11 protein-coding genes are annotated in these 16,065 nt (G+C 34.6%); 9 read left to right on the forward strand and 2 right to left on the reverse strand.

From position 1 onward, the window contains the following. The first annotated feature begins 11 nt into the window (after window positions 1-11). From hemF to ABJD27_RS08585, 3 genes are all read left to right on the forward strand, one after another. Entirely contained in the window at window positions 12-914 is a 903-nt protein-coding gene (gene hemF, locus ABJD27_RS08575; protein WP_348174000.1) for an oxygen-dependent coproporphyrinogen oxidase, read from the forward strand. 22 nt (window positions 915-936) lie between these two features. Beyond that, window positions 937-1,710 (forward strand): hypothetical protein, encoded by a 774-nt coding sequence (locus tag ABJD27_RS08580; protein ID WP_348173998.1) that lies wholly within the window; start codon window positions 937-939, stop codon window positions 1,708-1,710. Window positions 1,711-1,831: 121 nt separating this feature from the next. Next, entirely contained in the window at window positions 1,832-2,014 is a 183-nt protein-coding gene (locus tag ABJD27_RS08585) for a hypothetical protein (protein WP_348173996.1), read from the forward strand. 113 nt (window positions 2,015-2,127) lie between these two features. Here the strand turns inward: ABJD27_RS08585 and ABJD27_RS08590 are convergent, their stop codons facing one another. Beyond that, the gene (locus ABJD27_RS08590; protein WP_348173994.1) at window positions 2,128-4,800 is read right to left on the reverse strand and encodes a DEAD/DEAH box helicase family protein; all 2,673 of its coding nucleotides are present in this window, start codon (window positions 4,798-4,800) and stop codon (window positions 2,128-2,130) included. A gap of 55 nt (window positions 4,801-4,855) precedes the next feature. On the opposite strand from ABJD27_RS08590, the gene hemB reads away from it, so the two are divergent. Together hemB and ABJD27_RS08600 are read left to right on the forward strand one after the other, a co-directional pair. Further along, entirely contained in the window at window positions 4,856-5,842 is a 987-nt protein-coding gene (hemB, locus tag ABJD27_RS08595) for a porphobilinogen synthase (protein WP_348173992.1), read from the forward strand. Between the two features lie 4 nt (window positions 5,843-5,846). Then, complete coding sequence (locus tag ABJD27_RS08600) at window positions 5,847-6,251, forward strand: cytochrome c (RefSeq protein WP_348173990.1); 405 nt, start codon at window positions 5,847-5,849, stop codon at window positions 6,249-6,251. A gap of 54 nt (window positions 6,252-6,305) precedes the next feature. Here the strand turns inward: ABJD27_RS08600 and ABJD27_RS08605 are convergent, their stop codons facing one another. Then, window positions 6,306-6,914, reverse strand: coding sequence for a superoxide dismutase (locus ABJD27_RS08605; RefSeq protein WP_348173988.1), 609 nt, complete (start codon window positions 6,912-6,914; stop codon window positions 6,306-6,308). 397 nt (window positions 6,915-7,311) lie between these two features. Between ABJD27_RS08605 and ABJD27_RS08610 the strand changes: the two genes are divergently transcribed. The 4 genes from ABJD27_RS08610 (at window position 7,312) to ABJD27_RS08625 (ending at window position 16,065) form a co-directional block, all read left to right on the forward strand. Beyond that, entirely contained in the window at window positions 7,312-10,452 is a 3,141-nt protein-coding gene (locus ABJD27_RS08610; protein ID WP_348173986.1) for a UvrD-helicase domain-containing protein, read from the forward strand. 53 nt (window positions 10,453-10,505) lie between these two features. Continuing rightward, window positions 10,506-11,702: a glycine C-acetyltransferase gene (kbl, locus tag ABJD27_RS08615; protein ID WP_348173984.1), complete on the forward strand. Its 1,197-nt coding sequence runs from the start codon at window positions 10,506-10,508 to the stop codon at window positions 11,700-11,702. 116 nt (window positions 11,703-11,818) lie between these two features. Then, a complete protein-coding gene (locus ABJD27_RS08620; protein ID WP_348173983.1) occupies window positions 11,819-13,225 on the forward strand; it encodes an OmpA family protein in 1,407 nt (468 codons plus the stop codon). A 119-nt stretch (window positions 13,226-13,344) separates the two neighbouring features. Next, the gene (locus tag ABJD27_RS08625) at window positions 13,345-16,065 is read left to right on the forward strand and encodes a PD-(D/E)XK nuclease family protein (protein WP_348173981.1); all 2,721 of its coding nucleotides are present in this window, start codon (window positions 13,345-13,347) and stop codon (window positions 16,063-16,065) included.

The following is a 16,065-nucleotide window of genomic DNA, read 5'->3' on the forward strand; positions in this document are numbered from 1 at the left end:
GTATATACCTTATGAAAGAACAATTTGTAACCTATATCCATACCCTACAAGATACTATCACTTCTACACTAGAAGCCATCGATGGCACAGCTACATTTCAAGAAGATTTATGGAAACGTCCTGAAGGTGGTGGTGGTCGTACACGTGTCATCGAGAATGGAAATGTCTTTGAAAAAGGAGGAGTTAATATCTCACAAGTACACGGGAAATTACCAGAAACTATGCAACAGTATTTTGGTGTAAAAGACGCCAACTTCTTTGCCTGTGGACTTTCACTTGTACTTCACCCTAAAAGCCCAATGGTACCTACCGTACACGCAAACTGGCGTTATTTTGAAATGTATAACCAAGATGGAGAAATCGTAGATCAGTGGTTTGGCGGAGGGCAAGACCTTACACCATATTATCTTTTTGATGAAGATGCCATACACTTTCATACGATTTGTAAAACAGCTTGTGACGCACATCATCCTGAATTTCATCCAAAATACAAAGCACGTTGTGATGAATATTTTTACAATGCTCATCGTGGTGAGGGCCGTGGATTAGGAGGGTTATTTTTTGATTATCTTAAAAAAACAGAAGATACTTCTATGCAAGATTGGTATAACTTTGTCACCACTGTAGGTGATAGTTTTTTAGAAGCTTACACACCCATAGTGAAGCGTAGGAAAGATACCGCTTTCGCGAAAGCGCAAAAAGATTGGCAAGAAGTACGTCGTGGTCGTTATGTAGAATTTAATCTCGTACATGACAAAGGCACCTTGTTTGGTCTTAAAACAAATGGTCGTATAGAAAGTATCTTAATGAGTTTGCCTCCTGTCGTGCAATGGAAATACGATCATCATCCTGAAGAAGGAAGTGAAGAAGCTAGACTCATAGAAATATTAAAAAACCCTAAAGAATGGGTATAGTACGAATAATTAGACATTAATTATGTGGTATATATTTAAACGCATCTTCCTTATTATTAATTGGAAAACACTCTTAATAACAGGGCTATCCATTGCTTCTACTATGTTTTGTTTGCATTATCATATCAAAGCAAATTTTCCACTTACTTTTATAAGCACAGCTATTGTATTTCCTATTGTGTTTTCTATAGGTGGTGCTTATAAACGACGTGAAGTCGCTCTGGATGAATATGGCGCTATTAAAGCACATGGAAGAGCTTTATATTTTGCAGTATCTCACTGGTTAGAAAATCCACCAGAAACACTTAAAAGCGAACTTAAGGCATCTATGAATGGTTTATTAGACTCTTGTCGTAAAATGTTTAGTCAACCAGTAAAAGCACTAGAAGAAAACGAGAAAGAAGTATATGAAAGTTTTCATAGATTATCGCTCTTTGTGAAAGAAATGAGAAGTCATGGTCTTCCCTCTGGAGAAGCCTCAAGGTCCAATCAATTTATAAGCAAAATGATGATTTCTTTTGAGCGTATCAAGCATATTTATCAATACAGAACACCACGTACATTGAGAACATATAGCGATATTTTTATTGTGATTTTACCTATTATATACGGACCACATTTTGCAGAAAATGCAACCAATTTCAACTATGGATTACAGTTTGCTGTCCCTGTACTTTTTAGCGTCATCTTAGTAGCGCTAGATAATATCCAATCACATCTAGAAAATCCTTTTGATCAACAAGGAGAAGATGATGTACAGATCAATGCCGAGAAGTTTATAAGAAATTTAGAGTAGTGTGAGCATCTGATGGATCAGGCTTCTATAAACCAGCCTAGGGTTTAATCTGTTCTTTTTAAGCTAGTTAGAATTTATTTTTTGTATATTCATCTGTATACTAACTAATTAAACGTACATCATGTTAAAAAACATTTCAAAACTAGAAGGGGTTTTGCCCTTAAAAAAAGAACAACAACTTCATATTCATGGAGGGATGAACAATAGCTGTCTTCAAGAATGTAGGCAAGATTTTGCAGACTGTAGAGAGGATGGACACTCTCATTGTTTTGCTAGTTTAAGAGCTTGTCAAGCAAATTGCTAATAAAATAAGACTATACTCTTTGTAGAAAAGAAATAAAGCAGGCATATGCCTGCTTTATTTATAATATTTATATCCCTACAAAAATCCTCAATAAAGTTAAAAGAAGAGTAAAATCACTTCCATATGGCTGCTGTTTTTGTTTTAAATCCACCTTCTGTATTTAAGTAATGAAAACGTGCTTTTAATAGTTTTTTACGCCCCTCTTTATTCCTTGTAAAGATTAAAATAGCCTTGCCTTTATGACGTTGCCAATGGTTTAAAAATAATGTCGCATCTTTTTTACGCTCAGCAAAGACCGAAGGAACTCCATAGTATTTTGGAAATCCAAATGTTTTCTGCATTCCGTCAAACTCTTTAATCATATATCTTGGATTATCTATTGCCTGAACGATCTCCCTCAAACTATTTACAAACAAGACTTCCTCTTTTACTGTAGCACCACTAATAAAACAAGTAACTTCTTTCTCACCATTTTTTTGAACTTCCAAAGTAACTTTTGAAAACGAGGTGTTGATTAATTTTTTTTCATATAAAGCATGTAAGAGTGTCTTGCCTATTTTATACAATGCTTTATCTACCTGTCCATATTTTAAAAACAATTGTAATGCATTTTGCATTTTAGGAAAATACTTGATAAAACCTCCTATAAAAATAATCAGAAGAGATACTGTGAGACTTCTAGACAAAGAAGTGTATGAAAATGCTATAAAAGATAATACACATAGTACTAGAAACAGTACTTCTATTACAACAAGTTCTATTACTTTTCTAAGATATATTCTTTGTTTTGTTGATGTTTTCGCAGTGGTCTGAGAAACCTCATTAAAATCTAATTTTAATTCTCTCACAAGAATATTACCCGTAGTAATTGCATGTTTCCAACGTAGCTTGACTTCTTCTCGTTGCATTGCCAAAGAAAACATCCTCTCATTGAGCGTCGTTGCATCAAACTCCTTTTTAGGAAGCGCAAATCGATCTGAGCCGTTTTCTACATAGGATTGTCCTTGCAGAGATATCCCACAAAAAGCATCAAATCTATGATACAGCTTTTTTAAATCCTCTCCCCCATCAATATTGGTAGGATCAATACAAGCAAGGTGCCACACAGAAGCCACTTTATCTGGATATTTTGGATATACGCGTATCGCTCTTCCTCGCATCTGATTAGACATCACAAAAGATCCTACATACGAAGCAAGCACCAATGTATTTATAGCAGGAGCATCCCATCCTTCACCAAGTAGTGATGTTGTTCCTATCAATACTTCTATATGCCCTTTTGTAAATAGCGCTGTCATAACACTAACGATATGACTTTTGCCTTTTTCTTTAGGTCTAAGAATTAGAAAATCTGTCTCTCCTAAAGGGGATACTGTATAATAATCTTCTGGAATTTCTTTAGCAATATGTTCTCTTAATCGATCATGTACAATAACAAGTGTCCCTGTAAGTACTGCTAGTTTTTCTTGCTTATTCTCTTCTTGCCATTTTTCCGGATCTCGCGCTAGAGAAGCTCTTAAATAATGAAATATGGGAACAACCCCCAATTTATTTATGGTAGGCAAATCTTCTTCTGCAATAGATTCTAAGAACTCTTTCCTAATATAATCTGCAAGGATAACAGCTCGTAGCCCATTTTTTAATTGTTCAGACTCAAAAGAGATGATCTCTTGAATACTTTTTAGTTTGTTAGGGCTTTGTGTAAGAGAAGTATATAATTCTTTGTTCCCTTCCAATAGTATTTGCTGTTTATCAAATGCCCCTATTTTGCGCAATGAATTCTCCATCTTTTTTAGAAGGACCTCCTGTTCAGGAAAAGATGCTCGATCTGTGACTAATATAGATTCTAATAAAACTGCCATCCAAGGAAAGGTTAAGACAGGAATGGCTATTATTTCTGTTTCTATGCCCAACAATGCGACTTTACCTGGTAAAATGTCTGTTTTTGCGGCATTTAAATATATAAGGATTGCAGCATACAAATCGGGCTGGTCGTATATCGCTTCTAATACGGTATCTGTTTTGGCATAAAAAGGGTGTTGTAGTATAAAATTTTTAAAGGAAGGGTCCTCAATAAGCTCGTGTACAAATGCCTGTACTTTTTCCCGAAATGCTTTGATATATTTTATTTGAGCATCATCAGGCTCTGAAAAATGAATATAATCTTGATGCGGACATAAATTCCCTTCTTTCACTAATTCTGGTACTCCAATCTCTACGTCAATAGGACCACATAATTCAAAATATTTTGCAATCTCTCTTTGCGAACTATCATACGGCGGCGTTGCTGTAAGTGCAATCAAAGAACAGGTCGGTAATGCTTTTAATGCAAAAAGAGGTTTCCACCATTCGTTTTTAAGATGATGTGCTTCGTCTAGTACGATGTTTTTTATGTTCGCTTTCGCGAAAAAAGCTACGAGTTTTTCAGCATCTCCTTCCATTTCGTTTTTAAAGAAGGCATGTAATGATTGGTAGGTCGTAAAAGTAATATGAGCAGGTTGTTTAATATTTCGCGAAAGCGGAATATCACACGTTTCCTCATCTACAAAACATTCAAACATACGCTCTTCCCATTGATTCCGTATCGTTAATGTAGGCGCAAGGACGATGGTTTTTTGATTTACACGCCTAATCATTTCTAATCCTAATACTGTTTTCCCAGAACCAGGAGGGGCAACAACATGAAGGTGAGCGTCTTCAAAATGAAGATCAAATTTCTCTAAAAACCGATGCTGATAGCTACGCCAAGCATATTTAAATTGAAATGTTTTTTCTAATGATAGCAAAATGTAGACTCGGTTTTTAATTTGGTAAATTTGCAATAGCAAAATACAGTATTTTATGTATCCATTACGAAGAAATCGTAGATTAAGAACTTCAGAGGCTATACGTAGCTTAGTACGTGAGACTATTATCACACCAAACGACTTTATTGTTCCACTTTTTATTGTAGAAGGAAAAGGGATTCGAGAAGAAATTCCTTCGATGCCTAATTACTATAGACAGAGTTTAGATCTTGTAGGAAAAGAGGTGAAAGAACTCTGGAATATGGGACTTAAATCTGTGTTACTATTTGTAAAAGTACCAGACAATTTAAAAGACAATGCAGGTACCGAAGCCATAAATGCTGATGGACTGATGCAACGCGCTATTAAAACGGTAAAAGACGCCTGTCCAGAAATGCTTGTTATGACAGATGTTGCACTGGATCCGTATTCTAGTTATGGTCATGACGGTATTGTAGGGCAAGGTCAAATTATAAATGATGAGACCAATGCTGTTTTGGCTAAAATGGGATTATCACACGCGCAAGCTGGTGCCGATATTCTGGCTCCTAGTGATATGATGGATGGTCGTATATATGATATGCGTATCCTCTTAGAAGAAGAAGGGTTTCATAATACAGGGATTATGAGCTATAGTGCCAAATATGCCTCAGCTTTTTATGGGCCTTTTAGAGATGCATTAGATAGCGCTCCAGCAGATATACAAGATGTTCCTAAGGACAAAAAGACGTATCAAATGGATTTTGCAAATCGCGATGAAGCAGTGAAGGAAACGCTTATGGATATAGAAGAAGGAGCCGATATTGTCATGGTAAAACCTGGCCTTGCATATCTCGATATTGTACGTGATATACGCGATGCAGTAGATGTCCCAGTGGCAGTTTATCAAGTAAGTGGTGAATACGCCATGCTTAAAGCAGCAGCATCAAAAGGGTGGTTAGATCATGATGCCGTTATGATGGAGCAGATCACGGCTATTAAAAGAGCTGGAGCACATATGATCGCAAGCTATTTTGCAAAAGATGTCATAAAACTATTATGATACTATGAAAGATAATACCGTACTCATATATGCGGTAACACTCATAGGTATAACATTACTAAGTTATATCCTATGGAATCTTGATTACTCTAAACAGCCTGTTGAGGAACCAATAACGGGTAATTATTTTATATGTGGTAATACTTTTTCAGGTCCAACTTCTGAATTAGTAGAAGAAGGAAAAACGCTCTTTAGATCAAATTGTGCAGCTTGTCATAAAATATATAAAAGAGCAACGGGTCCAGCCTTATTAAATAGTATAAAGAACTTTTCTTCTGACTCTTCTTTTCATTTTTACTTAAAGAAAGATAAAGTAACTCAAGAATATGGTGCTCCCTGTATTAAATTTCCTCAACTAACTTATGAAGATGCTATCGTTTTGAGAGCATATCTTAAAAACGCTCGATAAAACCAAAAAAGCCACTCATAAGAGTGGCTTTTTATATTCTTAAAAGAACTTTTCTTATTTGTTCTTTGCATACGTTGCGCTTACAACATCCCAGTTTATTACATTAAAAAACGCATTGATATAATCTGGACGTCTGTTTTGGTAATTTAAATAATATGCATGTTCCCATACATCAAGACCTAACATAGGAGTTCCTCCACATCCTACACCCGGCATAAGGGTATTGTCTTGGTTTGGTGTAGAGCATACTTCTACTTTTCCTCCTGCATGTACACATAACCAAGCCCATCCAGATCCAAACTGCGTTGCCGCTGCTTTTGAGAATGCATCTTTAAATCCTTCAAAACTTCCATAAGCAGCATTGATGGCATCTGCAAGATCTCCAGAAGGAGCTCCTCCACCATTAGGAGACATTACTTCCCAGAAAAGACGATGGTTATAAAAACCACCTCCATTGTTACGTACTCCTCCATTTGACATATCAAGGTTTGCTAATATATCTTCTATACTTTTTCCTTCTAAATCTGTTCCTGCTATAGCAGCATTAAGCTTAGAAGTATATCCATTATGATGTTTACTATGGTGTATTTCCATAGTGCGTGCGTCTATATGTGGCTCTAATGCATCGTATGCATAGTTCAATTTTGGTAATTCAAATGACATATCTGTTGAATTTTAGATTAATAATTGATTGCACACAAAGTTACGTAATAGTGATAGCAATTAAAATGCTTTACCCTTATAAAATTAGTATCGCTTCATAGATAGATTTTATACTTCCTATAATAACAATCAACATTTTGTAGTTGTTTTGCTATTTTTTTATAAAAAGATGCTATATAAAAGCAACCCTTTCTATATCTCACCGTCTTATATTATGTAAGGCGATGTTATTTTAGATATAACACACACTTTTTCTTACATTTTAAGTTGGTTAGTTAGGTTTGTTTAGAAAAGCTATTCGTTGTCGAGTAGCTTTTCTATCTTTATACCACTCAAAGTTACCATAACAAAACACTATTTTTATAGTAATTCCAAAATCGTAAAGGATAGTAAACCGATGTTATCTTCACATAGTTTAACGGTACTTAATGCGTCGGCAGGGTCTGGAAAGACGTATAGCTTAGTAAAGGCATATGTTACCACTTTACTTACAAGTGAAAATCCTAAGAAATATAGACAACTCCTTGCCATTACTTTTACAAACAAAGCTGTAAAAGAAATGAAAGAGCGTATTCTAGAAAATTTATACGCTTTTAGCACGTACACAGTTTCTCAAGATACCATCCCTACGATGTTAATACAAGTATCTGATGAGATTGGAGAATCCCCTACAACCATTGCAAAAAGAGCTACTCAAATTCTCAATGCAATCTTGCATAACTATGCCGCTTTTGATGTAGTGACGATAGATACCTTAACACACCGTATTCTTCGTACATTTTCTAAAGATCTTGAGATCTCAGGTAATTTTGAAGTATCGTTAGATAGTAAAACACTTCATGCAAGAGCCGTAGATGCTCTTATTGATGCAGCTGGTAAAAACAAACACATCACCAATATTTTAGTTGAATTTGCACTTCAAAAAGCAGATGATGATAAAAGCTGGGATATTACAAAAGACCTTAATGATATTGCTCGCTTACTAGCAAGTGAAAATGATGCTCCGTATGTTGAACAATTACAATTAAAAACGCTTGAGGATTTTGCTAACTTGAAAAAGGGATTGGGTCAACTTGAAATTTCGCTTAAAGCGAAAATAAAAAATAGTGCAACCCAACATCTAGAACGCATTCATAGTCTAGGACTAGATGAAACTCATTTTACTGGAAAATATTTTTACAATCATCTTATTAAACTTCAAAAACCTACACTCGAAGTAGATTATAAAGCCAAGTGGAAACAAGATATAGATAGTTATACCTTTTATAAAAAAGCAGAAAAACAAAACATAAAAGATGATATTGACAGCATAAGAGATCAGCTTATTGTATGTTTTAAAGAAACTAAAGAGCTATTTTACAAACTCCAACTCATCCTAGAGTTTGCAAAAAAAGTAGTGCCATTATCTGTTTTACAGTTAATAAATAAAGAGCTTCAAAAAATTAAAGAAGATGAGAATATCCTCTTAATTTCTGATTTTAATGCTCTTATCTATAAATCACTAAAAGATCAGCCTGCTGCCTTTATATATGAACGTATTGGAGAACGGTATACAAACTATTTTATAGACGAGTTTCAAGATACTTCGGTGGTGCAATGGCATAACCTTATCCCACTAGTAGACAACACTATTTCTAGTGCTAGTAATGACACCGTTAAAAACAGTTTGTTGCTTGTAGGAGATCCTAAACAAGCTATTTATAGATGGAGAGGAGGAAAAGCAGAACAATTTATTGATTTAGCACAAAACAAGCATCCTTTCTCTATTGATGATGCTAATATTAAACAACTGGATACCAATTATAGGAGTTATTCTGAAATCATTAATTTTAATAATACCTTCTTTACATACATCTCTAGTTTTTTTTCTGATACCACTTATACATCTATATATAAAACAGATAATAATCAGAAGTATAATCATCAAGAAGGAGGTTTTGTCTCTTTGCAGTTTATAGAAGCTAATACCATACAAGAAGCAGATGAGCTATATCCAGAAGAGGTTTTAAAAATTATTACTACTGTTTCTGAACAAGGGTATCTTAAAAGTGATATCTGTATCCTTACAAGAAATAATAGGCATGGAGCTCATATCGCACAATACTTAACAGCACATCAAATTAAAGTAGTTTCTTCTGAAAGTCTTTTAATAAATAGTGCTCCTTCTGTACGGTTTATACACGCCTTATTAGAATTACAATTGCAACCTAACACGCCTCAAATTACCTTGAAGCTTCTTTCCTTTCTTGTCAATAAATTTGAGATAAAAGACATTCACGATTTTTATGCGCAATGGGCAAAAGTACCAACACAAGAGTTTATAAAAGGATTGGAAGAACGAGGCATTTATTTTTCATCGGCTATTTTTGAGTCGCTAAGTTTATATGAAGGCGTAGAGTATATGGTGCGTGTGTTTCATTTAAAAAGAGAAGCAGATGCCTATCTATTTGCATATCTCAATACCGTTTTTGAATACACTCAAAAAAATAACACAGGTCTTATAGGGTTTTTAAATTACTGGGAGGAAAAGAAAGATACCTTAAGTATTGTCGCTCCTCCACAAAGTGATGCGGTACAAATTATGAGTATTCACAAATCTAAAGGACTTGAGTTTGATGTTGTCATCTATCCATATGCAGATTCAGAATTATATAATAACCGCAATGAGCATCACTGGTATCCTACAGAAGCATCTCATTTTGCAGGTTTTGAACACCTATTAGTAGGGCATAAAACAGATCTTTCAGAATACAGCACTCACGGATCATTTCTATATGAAGAGCGTACTTCTCAACAACAATTTGATGCGGTAAATATATTATATGTTGCGCTCACAAGAGCTGTAGAAAGGGTATATGTCTTATCACGCTTTCGCGAAAGCAATACCCCTAAAACATTTAGTGAGCTATTTGTCTCTTATCTTAAACATACAGATGTTTGGAATGGTCCCGACCAATCCTATACTTATGGAAAAGAAAACATAAAAGAAAAAGAAGTTACTAATGAGAGTAAGGAAATAGTAACGATCCCTTTTATGTCTTCTTCAAAGGAATCTCACAATATCTATACAATTACAAAAGCCGGTTTCTTATGGAACGAAGAACGACAACATGCCATTACGTATGGGAATTTAGTTCATGAGCTCATGGCAAAAATTATAGATAGACAAGATCTAGATCACGCGGTTGAAGAAGCCATCCTTGAAGGGATTATATCTATAAAAGAAAGAGAGTCTTTAAAAAATGTCTTGTCCAATGTTATAAACCATCCCGAATTACGTTCTTATTTTTCTCGTGCTCATACAGTATATAACGAACGGCAAATTCTCTCGGCAGATGGATCTTTATACATCCCCGACCGAATAGAGATTCTTCCTGATGGACATGCTGTTATTATGGATTATAAGACAGGCATCCCTTCAGAAAATCATGCATATCAAGTACAACAATATGCACAACTACTTACAGAGATGAATATCACTATAAAACATCTTTTTTTAATATACATAAATAAGGAAGTAACCATTATTAAGGTATAAATCTTAAAATAAATGGTATTATAAATCTATACATTTGCAAAAAATAAAAATCCATGTACGGAAAAATACAAGATCACTTACAAAACGAACTTGCTTCTATTAAAGAAGCTGGACTTTATAAAAAAGAACGCATTATTACCTCACCGCAAGATGCGGTTATCAAAATCTCGACTGGAGAAGAGGTAATTAATTTTTGTGCAAACAATTATTTAGGACTTTCTTCAAACAAAGAAGTAATTCAAGCAGCAAAAGATGCTATGGATACTCATGGGTTTGGTATGAGTTCTGTCCGTTTTATATGCGGTACTCAAGATATACACAAAGAGTTAGAGCAAAAGATTGCAGATTTTTATGGTACAGAAGACACTATATTATACGCAGCAGCATTTGATGCAAACGGAGGTGTCTTTGAGCCTTTACTTGGAGCAGAGGATGCTATTATTTCAGATTCTTTAAATCACGCATCTATTATAGATGGGGTTCGTTTATGTAAAGCAGCTCGCTATCGCTATCAAAACAACGATATGCAAGATTTGGAAGAACAACTTAAAAAAGCAAATGAAGCAGGAGCCCGTCATAAGATCATTGTAACCGATGGTGTATTTTCTATGGATGGACTCGTTGCGCCATTAGATAAAATATGCGATTTAGCAGATGCTTATGATGCCCTCGTTATGATTGATGAATGTCACTCGGCTGGATTTATAGGAGAAACAGGGCGTGGTACTTTGGAAGAAAAAAATGTCATGGGGAGAATTGATATTATCACAGGTACACTTGGAAAAGCATTAGGAGGAGCTATGGGAGGATATACCACGGCAAAAAAAGAGATTATAGAAATTTTAAGACAACGTAGTCGACCTTATCTTTTTTCTAACTCGCTTGCTCCTGCAATTGTAGGTGCTTCAATTAAGGTTTTTGAGATGCTGGATAGTGATACATCTTTACGAGATAAGCTCGCTTCAAACACTATTTATTTTAAAAATGGGATGAAAAAAGCTGGATTTGACATCATTGATGGTGATTCTGCTATCGTTCCTGTTATGTTATATGACGCAAAGCTTTCTCAAAAAATGGCAGATGCTTTATTAGACGAAGGAATCTATGTTATCGGTTTCTTCTTTCCCGTAGTTCCAAGGGGTAAAGCCCGTATTCGCGTACAACTGAGTGCTGCTCATGAAGTTAAACATCTTGACAAAGCAATTCAAGCATTTACAAAAGTTGGAAAAGAATTAGACGTCATTAAATAACATTCTTTACACTATAAGGCAGTGCATTTTCTAAAATTTTAGTACTTTTATCTTTGTTGATTAGTTTTAACAACTTACTTTTGCTTTTAATTAACACTTAAAATTAAGAATAAACAATGAAACATCTTAGCAGATTTTTAGTTGCTTCGCTTCTGATCATGGTAATCGGGTCAGTGAATGCACAAGACAAAAATAACCCTTGGGCAATTAGTGTCGGTGCCAATGCTATTGACACTTATCCTGTTGGAGACCGTGCTCGCGAGGCTGGAACAAACCTTGAGATCAGAGGAGGCGTATTTGAAGAATTTTATAATGTAAACGATCACTGGAACATTGTTCCTTCTGTATCATACATTAACATTTCTAGATATGTAGGTGACGGGTTTGTAGTTGGAGTAACAGGAACATTAAACAGAATAGATAAACTAGGTGATAGTAGCCCTGTAAATGAATTACAACATTTTGCTGTAGATGGTGCTGTTTCATATAGCCTTAAAGAACTTATTTCTAGTAGCTGGTTTGATCCTTATTTAAAAGTAGGAGCTGGTTATACTTGGTTAGACAGTCAATTAACTGGAGGAACTCCAGGATTTGGAACTGCTAACGGAGGTGCTGGTATACGTTTTTGGTTATCAGAAAACTTTAACGTTGGACTTCAGTCTTTATATAAGCACACTTTTGAAGATGATAGAGGTATCAATCATTTCCAACATTCTGCTTCTGTAGGATTCTCTTTTGGAGGAAAAGATACTGATGGTGATGGTATATATGACAAAGATGATGCTTGTCCAGAAGTTGCTGGTATTCCTGAATTTGATGGATGTCCTGATTCTGATGGTGATGGTATCCAAGATTCTAAAGATGCTTGTCCTACTGTAGCTGGTTCAGCTGAGTTTGAAGGGTGTCCTGATACTGACGGTGATGGTATCCCTGATCCTAAAGATGCTTGTCCTACTGTAGCTGGTACTGCCGCTCTAGGTGGATGTCCAGATGCTGATAGCGATGGTATTAAAGATTCTGAAGATGGTTGTCCTAATGAGGCAGGTCCACGTGCAAACAACGGATGTCCTTACCAAGATAAAGATGGTGACGGTGTATTAGATAAAGATGATGAGTGTCCAGATGTTGCAGGTACTGTAGCAAACAACGGATGTCCTGAAGTATCTGTTGAAGTTCTTAACGAATTAAACGTACAATTCAAGTCAGTTCTTTTTGATTACAACAAAGCAAGTATTCGTGCTGAATCTAATGCAACTCTTGATAACGTTGCAAAAATCATGAATGAATATCCTAAGACTCGTTTCTTAATTGAAGGTCATACTGACGATAGAGGACGTGATTCTTACAACTTAAACCTTTCTGATGAAAGAGCTGCTTCTGTAAGAAACTACTTAACTGGAAAAGGAATTGCTGCTTCTCGTTTAGAATCTAAAGGTATTGGTGAAGCTAGACCTATTGCTTCTAACAAAACGGCTGCAGGTCGTCAAGAAAACAGACGTGTAGAGCTTTCTATTCTTAAGTAATAGAAAAACCTAAACATATATTAAAAAGCCTCGCAAATGCGAGGCTTTTTTTATTGCCATACAATCACATTTTTTTAAATACTATCGCCCCTTTCTAAAGAAGTAGTTATTTTAGACCTATGTTATCATTTATAGAAGATGTTGTTACAAATTGTTTAAAAGAACAAGAGGATCTTTCTTCTACTGCATTTATAGTTCCTAGTAGACGTGCAGGAAGTTTTCTTCGAAATACAATAGCTCAGCATTTAAAAAAATCGATTTTTTCTCCTGAAATCTATAGTATAGAGGAATTTATAGAATATCTGTCTGGCCTTAAACAGGCCTCTCAAACAGATCAAGTTTTTGCCCTTTATGAAGCATATACACAAATAACTCCAAATGATGATAAAGAACCTTTCTCTATATTTTATGGGTGGGCACAGACGATATTAAGTGACTTCAATGAAATAGACAGGTATCTAGTAGACCACAAATCATTTTTTGATTATTTAGGAGCTATACAAGATTTAAACCATTGGTCTAATGAAAAGGAATCTACTTCGCTTGTCAAAAATTATTTAAAATTTTGGAAATTACTTCCTCAATACTATGCCCTTTTTACATCTACATTACTTGAGGCAAATACAGCACATCAAGGTCTTATTTATCGTAAAGCTGCAGAAGACATAGAACATTACATTCATAATAATACTACAAAGAAGCATATCTTCCTTGGATTTAATGCACTTAATACATCTGAACAGCATCTTATTCAAGCATTACTAGCAACAGGAAATAGTACTATTTATTGGGACGCAGAGACCCATTTTATGCAAAACACTTCTCATGAAGCTTCTCTTTTTATGAGAGATCATATAAAGAACTGGCCCTATTTTAAATCAAATGCATTTGATACCGTTTACAACCATTACAATTCTCAAAAACAGATTACAGTAACAGAAGTTACACAAGGATTGCAACTTGCAAAACATGTAGGGAATCTATTAGAATCATATTCTAAAGAACAACTTAATGAAACGGTTTTGGTATTAGGAGATGAAAGCTTATTACTCCCTATTATTAATGCACTTCCTAAAAACATTAAGAATCTTAATGTTACTATGGGGATACCGCTTAGACAGACACCTCTAGCATCTTTATTTGAACATTTTTTTACTCTTAAAAAAGAGTATAACGAAAAAGGATTTTATTATAAAAATGTAATTACTTTATTACAACAACCTATACTACATAAACTACTCTCAGGTCAAGTAGAAACAATCATTACATCCATTCAACGATTGAACATCATTTTTATAAAGATAGAAGATGTACAAAATATTTTAGGTGTCGCAACACTATCTAAAGAACTACAAATCTTGTTTAGTCATTGGGAAGAAAATTCTATAAAAGCTATTGAGAACTGTCTAGCTCTTATAAGTGTCCTCAAAAATGCACTTGATCCATCTCAAGATGCACTTAATTTAGAATACCTCTATGGTTTTTATAAGACTTTTAATAAACTATTTACACTTAATTCTACGTATAAATATATTGAAAACATTCCTACTTTAATTCGATTTTATAGAGACACTATATCATCTGAGACTATCGATTTACAAGGAGACCCACATCAAGGATTACAAATTATGGGTATGCTAGAGTCTAGATTACTAGATTTTAAAAACGTAATACTAACATCTCTTAATGAGGGTATATTACCCGCAGGAAAAAGTAATAATTCCTATATTCCGTACGACCTTAAATACATACATAAATTACCAACATATCAAGAAAAAGACGCAGTTTATGCGTACCATTTTTATAGATTATTACATAGGTCTGAGAATATCCATCTTGTGTATACTTCGGCATCTGAGGGAATTGGCAGTACAGAAAAAAGTAGATTTATTCTTCAATTAGAATTGGAAGGAATACATGAAATTCACCACCAAGTAGCAACTCCGATTCTCAATGTATCAAAACCGATACAACAATCTATAGAAAAGACAGACGCTGTTATTTCTACTCTTAAAAATTTATATGCCTCAGGATTATCCCCTTCATCGTTATCTACCTATTTACGCAATCCATTACATTTTTATTATAAATACGTATTAGGGATTCAGGATTTGGAAGAAGTAGAAGAGGTCGTTGCCCTCAATACAATGGGTACAATTATCCACAACGCATTAGAATACCTTTATCAACCTTATATCAATATAGAACTCACTGTACAACATATCGATGCTATACTCCCTAAAATAGAGCCTACAATCAAAGCCCAGTTTGATCTTATTTATAAAAAGATGAATCTTTCTAAAGGTAAAAATCTTATTATCTATGAGGTTATACAGCGCTATATTGTCAATTTCCTAGCTTTAGAAAGGAATAGTATTCTCAAAGGAGATATTATACGCATTGTACAACTAGAACAACAGCTTAAAACGCCCTTAGAAAGCACAGAACTTCCTTTTACTACTATTTTAAAAGGGACAGCAGATAGAATAGAGGTGCGCAATAATGAGGTCCGTATTATAGATTATAAATCAGGAAGTGTAGATAAAGGGAATCTTATTATAAAAGACTGGGAAGACTTACTCGCTCCTGAAGGTAAATATGAAAAAGCATTTCAGATTCTTTTATACACCTATATGCTTTATAAGTCTAATAAGATTACTTTTCCAGCAAAAGCGGGTATCATTTCTCTCAAGAAATTGAAAAATGGATTTATGCCTTTTACAATTAATAAAGACAGTAATATTACTGAAGAAACCCTCCTAGAATTTGAAAAAGTGCTTATAAAGCTGATTTTAGAAATTGGAAATCAGGGAGTTGTTTTTGAAGAATATTCTATGTAA

It is taken from the genome of Dokdonia sp. (assembly GCF_039945015.1).
GTDB lineage: Bacteria > Bacteroidota > Bacteroidia > Flavobacteriales > Flavobacteriaceae > Dokdonia.

Excerpts from the sequence above, each read along its gene's own strand:
- kbl (WP_348173984.1), top strand. The coding sequence starts at position 10,506 with ATGTACGGAAAAATACAAGATCACTTACAAAACGAACTTGCTTCTATT.
- ABJD27_RS08610 (WP_348173986.1), top strand. The coding sequence starts at position 7,312 with ATGTTATCTTCACATAGTTTAACGGTACTTAATGCGTCGGCAGGGTCT.
- ABJD27_RS08625 (WP_348173981.1), top strand. The coding sequence starts at position 13,345 with ATGTTATCATTTATAGAAGATGTTGTTACAAATTGTTTAAAAGAACAA.
- ABJD27_RS08585 (WP_348173996.1), top strand. The coding sequence starts at position 1,832 with ATGTTAAAAAACATTTCAAAACTAGAAGGGGTTTTGCCCTTAAAAAAA.
- hemF (WP_348174000.1), top strand. The coding sequence starts at position 12 with ATGAAAGAACAATTTGTAACCTATATCCATACCCTACAAGATACTATC.
- hemB (WP_348173992.1), top strand. The coding sequence starts at position 4,856 with ATGTATCCATTACGAAGAAATCGTAGATTAAGAACTTCAGAGGCTATA.
- ABJD27_RS08620 (WP_348173983.1), top strand. The coding sequence starts at position 11,819 with ATGAAACATCTTAGCAGATTTTTAGTTGCTTCGCTTCTGATCATGGTA.
- ABJD27_RS08580 (WP_348173998.1), top strand. The coding sequence starts at position 937 with ATGTGGTATATATTTAAACGCATCTTCCTTATTATTAATTGGAAAACA.
- ABJD27_RS08605 (WP_348173988.1), bottom strand. The coding sequence starts at position 6,914 with ATGTCATTTGAATTACCAAAATTGAACTATGCATACGATGCATTAGAG.
- ABJD27_RS08600 (WP_348173990.1), top strand. The coding sequence starts at position 5,847 with ATGAAAGATAATACCGTACTCATATATGCGGTAACACTCATAGGTATA.